The following is a 12727-nucleotide window of genomic DNA, read 5'->3' as shown; positions in this document are numbered from 1 at the left end:
GTATGTCACAGTCGCTAATTGTTGCACTAGATTTTCCAGGGAAACAAGAGGTAGAACAATTCTTACATCACTTTGAAGGGGAAGAGTTATTTGTCAAAGTGGGTATGGAGTTATTTTACAAAGAGGGTCCTGCAATTATTACGTACTTAAAAGAAAAAGGACATAAGATTTTTCTAGATTTAAAACTTCATGATATTCCGAATACGGTAAAAAGCGCTATGCGTAGCCTAGCTAGTCTAGATGTAGATATGGTAAATGTTCATGCTGCTGGGGGAAGTAGTATGATGAAAGCTGCGATTGAGGGATTAGAGGAAGGTAAGCAAGAAGGAAAAGAGAGACCGATTTGTATTGCAGTTACACAACTAACAAGCACTTCGGAAGCTATGATGAAAAAAGAGATTGGTATTGAGAAAACGTTAGAAGAAGCGGTTGCTCATTATGCAAAATTAACGAAAGAAAGTGGACTTGATGGCGTTGTTTGTTCAACACTTGAAGTACCAAAATTACGTGAAGTATGCGGAAATGAATTTGTAACAGTAACACCGGGGATTCGTCTTGCAAGCGATGATGTAAATGACCAGGTGCGCGTAGCAACACCGAAACGTGCGAGGGAACTTGGTTCAAGCTACATCGTAGTTGGACGTAGTATTACAAAAGCAGAAAATCCGCTTGAAGCGTATAAAATAGTAAAACAACAGTGGGAAGGTGTAACAGTATGAAAAAAGAAATCGCATCGCATTTATTAGAAATTGGAGCAGTATTTTTACAACCGAATGATCCATTCACTTGGTCTTCTGGTATGAAATCACCAATTTATTGTGATAATCGTTTAACTTTATCTTATCCAAAAGTACGCCAAGCGATTGCAGCTGGATTAGAAGAGTTAATTAAAGAGCACTTCCCAACTGTAGAAGTTATTGCAGGAACAGCAACTGCTGGTATTGCGCACGCTGCATGGGTAAGCGATCGTATGGATTTACCAATGTGCTACGTACGTAGTAAGGCAAAAGGTCACGGTAAAGGGAACCAAATCGAAGGAAAAGCTGAAAAAGGTCAAAAAGTAGTAGTAGTAGAAGACTTAATTTCAACTGGCGGTAGTGCAATTACATGTGTAGAAGCACTTCGCGAAGCTGGCTGTGAAGTATTAGGAATCGTATCAATCTTCACGTACGAGCTTGAGTCAGGAAAAGAGAAACTAGAAGCAGCAAACGTAGCATCATATTCTTTAAGTGATTACAGTGCATTAACTGAAGTTGCAGCAGAAAAAGGTATGATCGGACAAGCTGAAACGAAAAAATTACAAGAGTGGCGTAAAAATCCAGCTGACGAGGCTTGGGTTACAGCGTAATACGAGAAAAGACGACTGCGGGGGAACGCGGTCGTCTTTTTATATCATTGTTAAAATTTTATGTGAAGTCCCATCAATATTAAAGAAAAACATATTAAAATCTCCTTATTAAAAACTACTTATTGCTTTCTACAACTTCATATTCTCTCACAAACAATAGCGTCATATAAGAAACAATAAACGAGAAGATGCTATACATGCCAACCCAAAAGAAAAATTTTGGAGTGAAGGCGATAACACCTATTATTAAAAAACTAGCAAACGTTACAATCGGCATTACGTAATACGTTTTCGTTCTACGTGTTCCAATAACAGAAACGATAAAGATAAGTAATGGACAAATTAATAAGACGAAAATCAATTCATTCATAGTTATGTCCCCTTTTCTAATTGCAGTAATCTGTTTTTCGTAAACGTTTTGAAAGAAATACTCTCCTAATATAATTTCGCTAAGTAATAACGAATCCCTTTTGAAAGTCAGTACATTATTATGAATTGTACAATAAAAAAACGTAAGCAAGAGAATATTTGCTTACGTTATAGGATAAACATCGCAACGATCGTGGTGACAATTAAACCAATCGCAACTGGTAAAAAATTGCGGCGTGCAAGTTCAAATGGATCTACTTTACAAATGGCAGCGGCAGGAATAAGCGCCCAAGGAATTAAGGTTCCGCCCCCAGTCCATATAGCAGCGATTTGTCCGAGTGCTGTTAGGGTAGCTGTTCCATGACCAAGTGCTGTACCAAAAAGATTTGCAATTGAACCAGCAAGTGATATACCTGAAAAACCAGATCCATCTAATCCTGTTATAACACCGACGATAGTTAATGTACCAGCGGATACGTATTGATTTAAAGGAACCGTTTGAGATAAGGCGATTCCTAAGTCGTTAATGATTCCATGTGAACCTTTTGGTAAATAGTCTCCAATAATTTTTACAAAGCCACTATCCCCTAAATAAAAAAGTGCAGCAATTGGAATAACTGGACCAAAAATTTTAAATCCAAATTGGAGCCCCTCTATAAAATAATCGGTCGTTTTATTCAGGCTATTTCCTTTGTAGGCGATGAGAGAAATGATAATAATCATAATAACTGTCGTTCCGCCGATTAGCGCTGTAGCATCGCTTCCTTGCAGTTTAAACTGCATCATACAAAGGATATCAATGAGATATACGATAGGGATACATATAGCGAGCCATTTCTTTATGCGAGGAGATAATAAAATAGTAGTTTTAGATGGTTCAGTTGATGAAGAAGAGTCTTGCAAAGATAATCCTGTATGAAATTCTTTCCGTAAGAAGAAAAAAGCGACAGAAGTTGTAACAACGCCCATAACAATAACGAGGGGAACACTTGCAGATACGACGCTGGAAACAGGGAGACCAGCAGCATCCGCTGTTAATTTCGGAGCGCCCTGAATAACGAAGTCGCCTGACAAGGCGATGCCGTGTCCAAATAAGTTCATAGCAATTGCGACTCCAATTGGAGGAAGGCCGACGCGTACGGCGACTGGTAATAAAATAGCTCCCATTAAAGCGACAGCTGGAGAAGGCCAAAAGAAGAAAGAAATTGTCATCATTAAAAGGCCGATAATCCAGTAGGCGAGGGTAGGGGTACGAATCATTTTTGTAAATGGTGAAATCATCGTATCATTAATACCGGTATGAACGAGTAGATTGCTCATCGATACGATAATGGAGATGATTAATATAGTTGGTAATAGTTCGGTAATGGCGTAAATGAAACTTTGAAAGATACCACTAATGGCAAGAGGGATAGAACTAGTTGCGGTTAATGCTAACAAAAAGATAAAAACGCTACAAATAATCGTCGTATCTTTTCTAAAAATAAAGAAGGTAATAATAGTGAGTAAACAAAGAACATAGAGAGCGTGTAAAAGCGTTAATTCAACTCCCATAACATCCACATCCTTTAGGCGTTCGTGTAGTTTATTGTATGAAAGCAGAGAAAGTATGTGAGTATAGGAAAAAGAAAAAAGTGAAATTTCATGTACTGTAATGGTAAGGAGTAAAAATGGATGATACAATACAATTAATCCTAAAAATGGAATTCTAGGAAAAGTAGAATGGGGGAGGACGAATGAGAGAGAAAATAGGGTATTATGGTGTGCTCGTTTGTTTACTATTATCGGTTATTTCAGGGCAATTTCTTAAAAGTGAATGGGTACCAGTTATATTATGTATAGGAGTATTGATTTTTGCACCTTTGTACCGCTGGAGTGAATGAAAAGCATATAGTCGAAAAAAGAAAATTGTTTTCAGCATCGAGTTTGTCATTATAATTAGCACGATACCGTTTTTGTTATTGAAAGGAAATGAGATAATAGATGGAATTGTAATGTTTCAAGAGTGGTTGTTTATTGCGAAATTGCTATATTTAATATGCATTCTCATAGCAATAGTAGTGACTGCTAAAAAAGTAAATAAAATAATATTTGCTAATGAATAGAAGAAAGTGCCACCGAATAAGGTGGCACTTTCTTACTTAACTGAATGTGCTTTTTGCATCTTTTTAATTAAACGAATTTGTCCGCGATGATTGATTTCATCTTCAAATACGTGAAACCATTTAAAGTAGTTATTTGCTGGTTTGTCATGCCAAAAATCTGTCGTTTTAAATAGCCATTCATCAGGTAACGATTGAAATGTTTCAATCGTTTTAGAGCGCACTTCTTGTAACGTATTTATGTAAAATTCTATTGAGTTGCCTTTTATTTTCTCGCGTCCAAGATTTCCTAACTCAACAGCAGGTAACCAGTGTTCTAATTCAGCATCTGTTGGTTCACGATCTTCAAAGGTATGAATTTGGTAGTAAAATTCAATAGCAGCCATATGGTACAAAAGCATACCAATTGAGTTTGCTTCATCATCATACAAATAATCAAGTTCTTCAATTGTTAAGCCCTCGGCAGCCTGCATTGTTGTATAGCGAGCGTAATTCATCATGGAAACAAGTTTTGAAAATTCTACATGTAAACCATCTATCTTATCGATTACAAAGTTCAATTAAAATTCCCCCTCTTTAAACAATTACTCCAGAGAAGGAATTCTATGTGTAAAGAAAAAACTCCTGTTTAAAAGTTCATGATTTTTAACAGGGAATGACAATTAGTTCCCGATTTGCCTTTGTAATAACCTCATAGCCTTCTTTTGTAATGACGATATCGTCTTCAATTCTACAACCGCCCCAGTTCGGTATGTAAATACCCGGCTCAACTGTAACAACCATACCTTCTTGTAAAGTTGCCTTACTTTCTTGGGATAGGCGAAGCGGTTCATGTATTTCTAACCCGAGACCGTGCCCGGTAGAGTGGCCAAAGTATTGACCGTATCCATGTTCTGTAATGTAATCTCTCGTTATATCATCGATACTTTTCGCAGTTTCTCCAGGTTTAATTGCTTCAGTTCCACGCTTCAATGCTTCTAATACAACATTATATATTTTTTTGAATTCTTCTGATGGTTCGCCGATTGCTACAGTACGTGTTATATCGGAACAATAGCCGTTGTAAAGTGCACCGAAATCTAATGTAATCATATCGCCTCGTTCAATGATTTTATTTGATGCAACGCCATGAGGAAGAGAAGAACGAACACCAGAAGCTACAATGATTTGAAACGATGAGGACGTAGCTCCTTTTTTTCGCATGAAAAATTCTAATTCATCTCGGACTTCAGTTTCGCTTATTCCCGGTTTTAGAAAGCTGAGAATGTGTTGGAAAGCTTCGTCAGCAATAGTAGCGGCAATTTTCATTGTTTCTATTTCGGGTGTGTCTTTAATAATACGAATATCTTCGATGATTTCACACACCTGAACCATTTCTGCCTTCATATATTTTTGTAAGTTCTTATATTGTTGCAATGTCATGTTATTTTCTTCAATTCCAAGTTTTTGAATGTTTAATTTCGATACTTGATTTGCAACTTCTTTCTCTAAATTTCCTTTATGCATAATAATTTCAACGTCTTTTATTTGTGATTTCGCTTGATCTACATAGCGGAAATCAGTTATAAAAATAGCGTTATCCGCAGAGATTAAGACGACGCCAGCGCTACCTGTAAAGCCTGTTGCATATTGGCGATTTTCTTTTTTTGTAATAAGTAATCCGTCAATTTCATAGTTTTTTAGTTGATTTTGGATTTTATTAATTCTTAAAGTCATGTTAATTCCCCCTTTTCACAGTATTGAATAAAGCAAATAGCGTGCCAAAAAATATCTTTAGAGAAAAAGATAGTGGGAATTACATATGTTTTAGAGAAGATAAGAAATTTAGCCCATTATTTGTGGGCGGTGGGCTGCTCGTGAAATACAGATTACTTCAATTAACAGTGGGAGAATGAAAAAACATCAACTCAAGATTCACTTTCTTTACACACTGTAAAAAAATTTATACAAATATGAAATAGCACTGTCAAATTTTTTGACAATATTGAAGTTAGGAAAGTAAAGTTAAAGCAATTGCTACAGATGAAAATAATGGAACGATGAGATATATCAAAGCTGCAGATGAAAAATATAAGATGACAAAAGAAAGATGTTATGAATTAGTGAATAGGTATATGAACTAAGCTGAAAACATAGAAAAATGCGTTGCTTGCTAGCAACGCATTTTTAAGTATTTACGCTTTTAATTTCATTACTGTATCAGCATCTGGTGTTACATATACTGTTTGTTGGTTATCATACGTAACGAATCCAAGTTTTGCACCACTCGGTTTTTTAACGTGACGTATTTTAGTGAAATCAACAGGTACAGAGCTAGACTCTTTTGCTTTACTGTAATAAGCGGCGATTTTTGCAGCTTCCAGTAAAGTTTCTTCAGCAGGTTCTAAAGAACGAATGACAACATGAGAGCCAGGTATGTCTTTCGTATGTAACCAAATTTCATCACGACGGGCAAATTTCGTTGTTAAATAATCATTTTGCTTATTGTTTTTACCAACGAAAATCTCTGTACCGTCACTAGCTAAATATTTATCCAATACTGGTTTTGTAGGTTTTTTCTTTGCGTTTTTCTTCTTACGATTGCGCACATATCCTTCTTCAGCTAGCTCCTCACGAATTTCTTCAATATCTTTTGAAGAAGCAGCTTCCATTTGTTGAAGTAAGCTATCGAAATAAAGAATTTCTTCATTGGTTTTTTCGATTTGTTCTTCTACAATAACAACTGAATTTTTTGCTTTTTGGTACTTTTGGAAATAGCGTTGTGCATTGTCAGATGGTGTTTTTAAAGGATCTAATGTGATTTTTACAGTTCCGCCATTTTCATCGTAATAATTAATGACCTCAATATCTTTATCACCTTTTTTCAAAGTGTACATATTGGCTGTAAGCAGCTCTCCAAATAGTTGATATTTATCTGCTTTTCCAGCATCTTGTAATGTTTTTTCAAGTTTAATAAGTTTTTTCTCATTTTTGTTTTTTTCGTTTTGCATAAAGCGTTCTAAATCGTGAGCTTGTTGTTTTACACGGTCTCGCTCTGCTTTTCCGAAAAAGAAACGGTCTAACAATTCACTAACAGATGAAAATGTTTTTTCGTTTCCTTGTAAGTGAGAAAGAGGGAATAGATAAAAGAACTCTTTTCCATTTGCTGTTATCATTGCTGGCACGTACTGATGTGTTAGCAATGGTTTTTGTAAGCTGAAGAAAGCTTCAGATAATGCTTTTTCATTTGCCATACCTGCTTTTTTTACAACTTCTTTTGCAAATAATGGGGAAATTCCCATGAATGCTCCGACAAGTTGTTTGTCCATGTTGCCAGATAAAAAGTCTAGCGGTTTAATAAAATCATCTTCTGTTTCGATAAGAAGCGGATTAACTTTATGTTGTGCTGGTGGGGCAACATATTCAGCTCCAGCATATACAGTACGATGTCGGTTTACCGCTAAAGAAACGTGTTTTAAGCTATCTAAAATAACATTTGTTTTCGTATCTACTAAGATAATATTACTGTGTCGTCCCATTATTTCGATTACTAATGTTTTTACTGATTCGTCACCGATTTCATTGCGACTGCGGACTGTAATTTGAATAATACGTTCTAAGTCAATTTGTTCAATTTTTTCAATAAATCCACCTTCTAAATGTTTGCGAAGAAGCATACAAAACATCGGCGGTTGCGCTGGTGAATCGTAGTTTTGATTTGTTAAGTGCATACGCGCATATGTAGGGTGAGATGAAAGAATCAGCTTTTGGTTTTTTCCGTTTGCTCGAATATGTAATAAAACTTCATATTTTGAGGGTTGATATATTTTTGAAATTCTTCCTGTTTGAAGAGAATTTGCAATTTCATGTGTAATTGCTCTTGTAAATAATCCATCGAATGCCATGAATGAACACTCCTTTCTAACTAAAAGTTAATTATAGCATTTTTTTGGACGAGGCTGAATAAGCTTTCATTAGAGTATGTCTGGAATCAGGAGGTCGATGGCAGGATGAACTGGTATGAAATGCGAGCACATGAAGTGGAGGAAAGAACGAATACGAATGTGGAGGTAGGTCTTACAGAGCAAGAAGCAGAGGGCCGATTAAAGAAATTTGGTACAAATGAATTGCAAGAAGCAAAGCGGCCTTCTGCGCTTATGGTGTTTTTAGCGCAATTTAAAGATTTTATGGTACTTGTTTTATTTGGTGCTACAATTATTTCAGCTTTTTTAGGAGAGTATATTGATTCGATTGCAATTGTTGCAATTGTTATTATCAATGGTGTCCTCGGTTTCTTTCAAGAGAGGAAAGCTGAAAAATCGTTGGAAGCTTTAAAAGAATTGGCAGCCCCTCAAGTTACTGTACTAAGAAATGGGAAGTGGATAAAAGCGCCGTCAAAAGCGCTTGTACTAGGTGATATTATTAAGTTTTCTAGTGGTGACCGTATTGGCGCGGATGTTCGCCTTGTGGAATCTTCAAGTTTATATATTGAAGAATCGGCTCTTACAGGAGAATCATTGCCTGTACAAAAGAAGGTAGAGGCGTTACAAGGCCAAGATGTTTCAATTGGTGATCAAAAAAACATGGCATTTATGGGGACGATGATAACGAGAGGTGCTGGAACAGGGGTAGTCGTAGCGACTGGAATGAATACAGCTATGGGGCAAATTGCAAATATGTTGCAAAATGCTGAGCAAATGGAAACGCCATTACAAAGAAGATTAGAACAGCTTGGAAAAATTTTAATTATTGTTGCTCTTATTTTGACGGCTCTTGTTGTACTAGCTGGTGTATATCAAGGGAATGAAGTGTATCACATGTTTTTGGCTGGGGTTTCGCTTGCTGTTGCGGCTATTCCAGAAGGATTGCCAGCTATCGTTACGGTTGCGCTATCACTTGGCGTACAGCGTATGATTAAAAAGAGGGCAATTGTGCGAAAGTTGCCAGCTGTAGAAACGTTAGGCTGTGCTTCTGTTATTTGCTCAGATAAAACAGGAACAATGACACAAAATAAAATGATGGTAACACATATGTGGTCAGGCGGAGAATTATGGAAAGTAACAGGTCAAGGCTATGAGCCGGCAGGTTCGTTTATGAAAGGTGAAGAAGTAATTGACCCTACTAAGACGAAATCACTGTATCAACTACTTACATTTGGCTGTTTATGTAATAATGCGAATGTTATTCAAAAGAAAAAGACGTATGTGTTAGATGGGGATCCAACAGAGGGAGCTCTCGTTGCTGCTGCAATGAAGGCGGGAATATCACGTGAAGCTCTTAAAGGAAAGTTTGAAATCATTCGTGAATTTCCTTTTGATTCAACTAGAAAAATGATGAGTGTTATTGTTCGTGATCGTGAAGGCAAAAAATTTGTTATTACAAAAGGAGCACCAGATGTTCTTTTGCAAATGAGTCAAACAATTTTGTGGGGAAATAAGCAGCAGCCTTTAAGTGAAATGTATCGAAAAGAAGTGCAGGCAGCGATTCATAGTTTAGGAAGTCAAGCTTTACGAACGATTGCGGTGGCATTTAAACCGTTAAAAGCTACAGATTCAATTGAACATGAAAGAGAAGTCGAGCAGGATTTTATGCTTGTTGGAATACAAGGAATGATAGATCCGCCAAGACTAGAAGTGGCGCAAGCGGTGAAAGAGTGTAAAGAAGCTGGTATTAGAACGGTAATGATTACGGGAGATCATAAAGTGACAGCAATGGCAATTGCGGAACAGTTAGGGGTTTTACCAGCGGGTGGACGCGTTGTTGAAGGTGTAGAACTTGCGAATATGGATGTAGAGGCATTAGAAGATATTGTAGAAGATACGTATGTATTCGCTCGTGTGTCTCCTGAGCATAAATTGAAAATCGTTAAGGCGCTGCAAAATAAGGGGCATATAGTAGCTATGACAGGTGATGGAGTGAACGATGCTCCAGCTATTAAAACAGCTGATATAGGGATTGCGATGGGAATTACAGGGACAGATGTTGCAAAAGAAGCTTCTTCACTTGTGTTGTTAGATGATAACTTTGCTACGATTAAATCGGCGATTAAAGAAGGTAGAAACATATATGAAAATATTCGGAAGTTTATTCGGTATTTGTTAGCATCTAACGTTGGTGAAATTTTAGTTATGTTATTTGCGATGTTACTGGCACTGCCATTGCCGATGGTTCCAATTCAAATTTTATGGGTGAACTTAGTTACTGACGGTTTACCAGCGATGGCATTAGGTTTGGATAAGGCTGAAGGAGATGTGATGAAGAGAACGCCACGCCATCCGAAAGAAGGGGTGTTCGCTAGAGGGCTTGCGTGGAAAATTATAAGTCGTGGTTTTCTAATCGGAGCAGTGACATTAGTAGCGTTTATTATTGCATTTAACCAGCATCCGAATGAATTGAAGTATGCACAAACGGTAGCCTTCGCAACATTAGTACTTGCTCAGCTTATTCATGTATTTGATTGTCGTAGTGAACATTCTATATTTCATCGCAACCCGTTTGGAAATATATATTTAGTAGGGGCGGTTATTATTTCTTTACTGTTAATGCTTGTAGTTATATATTATCCACCATTACAGCCGATTTTTAGCACAATGCCGATACAAGCACGAGATTGGTTGTTAATTGGGGGATTATCATCTATTCCGACCTTCTTATTAGTAGGATCCTTATTAACAAGAAAAAAGGAGAAAAAGAAAAAGCCACTGTTATATAAGAAGGGATTAAACTTGAAATAGTCAATGATATGAAAATATGATATAATTTACAGAAGGTAGTAGAGTTGCATCTCTATTACCTTTTTCATTGAGTTATTTCATGGCTTGGATGTGATAAAGATGATTTGTAGTATGACAGGATTTGGAAGGTCGAAGGTAGAAAACGATACTTTTCAAATAACAGTAGAAATGAAGTCGGTGAACCATCGTTTTTTAGAAATGAGTATTCGGCTTCCGAAGCAAATGATGGTGTTTGAAGACAAGATTCGTAAAATAATTGCAAAGCAAGTTCGCCGTGGACGTATTGAAGTGTCTATTAGTATAACAGGTGAAGGGCTTGTTGAAAGAAAATTAACTGTGAATTGGGAACTTCTTGAACAGTACCAATCCATTATGGAAGATATAAAAGGGAAATTTCAATTACAAGATTCTATTACACTCGGGCAACTAATGGGAATGCCAGAAGTAACGGCAGTTGAAGAAATAGAAAATGTAAATGAACAATTTGAAACCGGTTTATATGAGGCTGTTCGCCAAGCTGCTCATATGTTGAAAACGATGAGAGATGGTGAAGGAGAACGATTACATAAAGATATAGCATATCGTTTGCAAGAGATTCATAATTGTGTAAATGCAATTATTCCACATGCACCAATTGTTACACAAAAATATCGTGAAAGATTAGAAAATCGCTTAAAAGAATTACATAACCAAGATTTAGATGAACAACGATTGTTGACAGAAGTAGCAATATTTGCAGAGCGTTCAGATATTCACGAAGAATTAGTTCGATTACAAAGTCATTTAGATCAATTTCGTGAAGCACTGCAAATTACAGAGCCTGTTGGAAGGAAAATGGACTTCATTGTGCAAGAGATGCATAGGGAAGTAAATACGATAGGTTCTAAGGCAAATGACTTAACAATTTCAAAATATGTCGTAGAAATGAAAAATAACCTTGAAAAAATTCGTGAACAAGTACAAAATATTGAGTAGCTTTCAAAAAATATATAAAGTTATACGTGGTGGAGAAATCGGATAGACTTACTAGGAGGCGCAAACTATGGCCATGCGGTTTTTAAATATTGGATACGGAAATATTGTATCTGCTCATCGAATTATTGCTATTGTAAGTCCGGAGTCAGCTCCTATTAAACGAACAGTACAGGAAGCGCGTGAACATAATGCTTTGCTTGATGCTACGTATGGGAGAAAAACAAGGGCGGTTATTGTTATGGATGATGGGCATGTAGTATTAAGTCCAATTCAGCCAGAGACGATTGCACATCGTTTGAATAATAAAGAAGATTTAAGTGAGGAAGGGTAGGTTTTACATATTTATGAGAAGTAGAAGAGGATTGCTCATCGTTCTTTCGGGACCTTCTGGTGTCGGGAAAGGAACGGTTCGAAAAGAGCTGTTTAGCCATGAAGACACACGTTTTCAGTACTCTATTTCAGTAACGACACGTAAACCGCGTGAAGGTGAAGTAGATGGTGTGGATTATTTCTTTAAAGAGAGAGAAGAATTTGAAGAAATGATTCGTAATGAAAAGTTACTTGAATGGGCTGAGTTCGTTGGTAATTATTACGGAACACCGATTGATTATGTTGAAAAAACGTTACAAGAAGGAAAAGATGTGTTCTTAGAAATTGAAGTGCAAGGAGCAATTCAAGTTAAGAAAGCCTTCCCTGAAGGTGTATTTATTTTCTTAGCACCTCCAAGTTTATCTGAACTAAAGAACCGAATTGTTGGCCGTGGTACAGAAACTGAAGATGTTATTGAAAATCGTTTAACTGTAGCGAAAGAAGAAATCGAAATGATGGACGCTTATGACTATGTTGTAGAAAACGATCAAGTTGAATTAGCTTGCGACCGAATTAAAGCAATTGTGGTTGGTGAACATTGCCGCCGCGAAAGAGTGGCAAAATACTATAAAGAAATGACGGAGGGTCTATAATTATGTTAAATCCATCAATTGACTCATTATTAACAAAAATCGATTCTAAATATACACTTGTAACAGTAGCTGCAAAGCGTGCACGTGAAATGCAAATTGCTGACAATTGTGTTATTGAAAAGCCTGTTTCTCATAAATGTGTAGGCAAATCATTAGAAGAAATCGATGCAGAAGTATTAAAATATGTACCATGCGATGACAAAATAATCGATTAAGACATTCTTTTCGACAAATTAAAACATAGACTTTATAATTTTC

12 protein-coding genes and 2 pseudogenes are annotated in these 12727 nt (G+C 36.6%); 9 read left to right on the top strand and 5 right to left on the bottom strand.

The features are described 5' to 3' along the window. Positions 1 to 2: 2 nt before the first annotated feature. Positions 3 to 719, top strand: coding sequence for an orotidine-5'-phosphate decarboxylase (gene pyrF / locus V7038_RS07995; RefSeq protein WP_002088237.1), 717 nt, complete (start codon positions 3 to 5; stop codon positions 717 to 719). After that, a complete protein-coding gene (gene pyrE / locus V7038_RS07990) occupies positions 716 to 1348 on the top strand; it encodes an orotate phosphoribosyltransferase (protein ID WP_000711455.1) in 633 nt (210 codons plus the stop codon). Before pyrF ends, pyrE begins: the two co-directional genes overlap by 4 nt. A 115-nt stretch (positions 1349 to 1463) precedes the next feature. Here the strand turns inward: pyrE and V7038_RS07985 are convergent, their stop codons facing one another. Further along, positions 1464 to 1718 carry a YbeF family protein gene (locus V7038_RS07985; RefSeq protein WP_335469788.1) on the bottom strand — a complete coding sequence of 85 codons (255 nt, stop codon included), beginning with the start codon at positions 1716 to 1718 and terminating at the stop codon, positions 1464 to 1466. Between the two features lie 167 nt (positions 1719 to 1885). Further along, the gene (locus V7038_RS07980) at positions 1886 to 3271 is read right to left on the bottom strand and encodes a hypothetical protein (protein ID WP_335469786.1); all 1386 of its coding nucleotides are present in this window, start codon (positions 3269 to 3271) and stop codon (positions 1886 to 1888) included. A gap of 182 nt (positions 3272 to 3453) precedes the next feature. Here V7038_RS07980 and V7038_RS07975 point away from each other — a divergent pair. Then, positions 3454 to 3822: pseudogene (locus tag V7038_RS07975) on the top strand (YoqO family protein). Positions 3823 to 3854: 32 nt separating this feature from the next. On the opposite strand, the gene V7038_RS07970 reads toward V7038_RS07975, so the two are convergent. Together V7038_RS07970 and V7038_RS07965 are read right to left on the bottom strand one after the other, a co-directional pair. Continuing rightward, complete coding sequence (locus tag V7038_RS07970) at positions 3855 to 4379, bottom strand: DinB family protein (RefSeq protein ID WP_335469784.1); 525 nt, start codon at positions 4377 to 4379, stop codon at positions 3855 to 3857. An 85-nt stretch (positions 4380 to 4464) separates the two neighbouring features. Further along, positions 4465 to 5535, bottom strand: coding sequence for a M24 family metallopeptidase (locus V7038_RS07965; protein ID WP_335469782.1), 1071 nt, complete (start codon positions 5533 to 5535; stop codon positions 4465 to 4467). Positions 5536 to 5813: 278 nt separating this feature from the next. On the opposite strand from V7038_RS07965, the pseudogene V7038_RS07960 reads away from it, so the two are divergent. Then, a pseudogene (locus tag V7038_RS07960) lies at positions 5814 to 5942 on the top strand (lysozyme inhibitor LprI family protein); the annotation flags it as partial. A gap of 51 nt (positions 5943 to 5993) precedes the next feature. On the opposite strand, the gene V7038_RS07955 reads toward V7038_RS07960, so the two are convergent. Then, entirely contained in the window at positions 5994 to 7703 is a 1710-nt protein-coding gene (locus V7038_RS07955) for an Rqc2 family fibronectin-binding protein (protein WP_002111406.1), read from the bottom strand. Positions 7704 to 7808: 105 nt separating this feature from the next. Here V7038_RS07955 and V7038_RS07950 point away from each other — a divergent pair, with 105 nt between their 5' ends. The 5 genes from V7038_RS07950 to rpoZ all read left to right on the top strand — a co-directional run bounded on the left by V7038_RS07950 (position 7809) and on the right by rpoZ (position 12684). Then, complete coding sequence (locus tag V7038_RS07950; protein WP_002111405.1) at positions 7809 to 10532, top strand: calcium-translocating P-type ATPase, SERCA-type; 2724 nt, start codon at positions 7809 to 7811, stop codon at positions 10530 to 10532. Positions 10533 to 10631: 99 nt separating this feature from the next. Further along, positions 10632 to 11507, top strand: a complete 876-nt coding sequence (locus V7038_RS07945; RefSeq protein ID WP_002111404.1) for a YicC/YloC family endoribonuclease — start codon at positions 10632 to 10634, stop codon at positions 11505 to 11507. A 67-nt stretch (positions 11508 to 11574) separates the two neighbouring features. After that, on the top strand, positions 11575 to 11838 hold the full coding sequence (gene remA, locus V7038_RS07940; RefSeq protein WP_001251456.1) for an extracellular matrix/biofilm regulator RemA: 264 nt from the start codon (positions 11575 to 11577) through the stop codon (positions 11836 to 11838). 13 nt (positions 11839 to 11851) lie between these two features. Further along, entirely contained in the window at positions 11852 to 12469 is a 618-nt protein-coding gene (gene gmk / locus V7038_RS07935) for a guanylate kinase (protein WP_001257739.1), read from the top strand. 2 nt (positions 12470 to 12471) lie between these two features. Next, positions 12472 to 12684: a DNA-directed RNA polymerase subunit omega gene (rpoZ, locus tag V7038_RS07930; RefSeq protein ID WP_002111403.1), complete on the top strand. Its 213-nt coding sequence runs from the start codon at positions 12472 to 12474 to the stop codon at positions 12682 to 12684. Positions 12685 to 12727 lie beyond the last annotated feature (43 nt).

The organism is Bacillus sp. JJ783 (assembly GCF_036963225.1).
GTDB classification, from domain to species: Bacteria; Bacillota; Bacilli; order Bacillales; family Bacillaceae_G; genus Bacillus_A; species Bacillus_A cereus_U.
Note: the sequence above shows the minus strand (reverse complement) of the source record. Positions and strands in the feature narration are given on the sequence as shown.

Bases quoted from the DNA above. Each gene is read 5' to 3' on its own strand.
- pyrF (WP_002088237.1), top strand. From the start codon at position 3: ATGTCACAGTCGCTAATTGTTGCACTAGATTTTCCAGGGAAACAAGAG.
- pyrE (WP_000711455.1), top strand. From the start codon at position 716: ATGAAAAAAGAAATCGCATCGCATTTATTAGAAATTGGAGCAGTATTT.
- V7038_RS07985 (WP_335469788.1), bottom strand. From the start codon at position 1,718: ATGAATGAATTGATTTTCGTCTTATTAATTTGTCCATTACTTATCTTT.
- V7038_RS07980 (WP_335469786.1), bottom strand. From the start codon at position 3,271: ATGGGAGTTGAATTAACGCTTTTACACGCTCTCTATGTTCTTTGTTTA.
- V7038_RS07965 (WP_335469782.1), bottom strand. From the start codon at position 5,535: ATGACTTTAAGAATTAATAAAATCCAAAATCAACTAAAAAACTATGAA.
- V7038_RS07955 (WP_002111406.1), bottom strand. From the start codon at position 7,703: ATGGCATTCGATGGATTATTTACAAGAGCAATTACACATGAAATTGCA.
- V7038_RS07950 (WP_002111405.1), top strand. From the start codon at position 7,809: ATGAACTGGTATGAAATGCGAGCACATGAAGTGGAGGAAAGAACGAAT.
- V7038_RS07945 (WP_002111404.1), top strand. From the start codon at position 10,632: ATGATTTGTAGTATGACAGGATTTGGAAGGTCGAAGGTAGAAAACGAT.
- remA (WP_001251456.1), top strand. From the start codon at position 11,575: ATGGCCATGCGGTTTTTAAATATTGGATACGGAAATATTGTATCTGCT.
- gmk (WP_001257739.1), top strand. From the start codon at position 11,852: ATGAGAAGTAGAAGAGGATTGCTCATCGTTCTTTCGGGACCTTCTGGT.
- rpoZ (WP_002111403.1), top strand. From the start codon at position 12,472: ATGTTAAATCCATCAATTGACTCATTATTAACAAAAATCGATTCTAAA.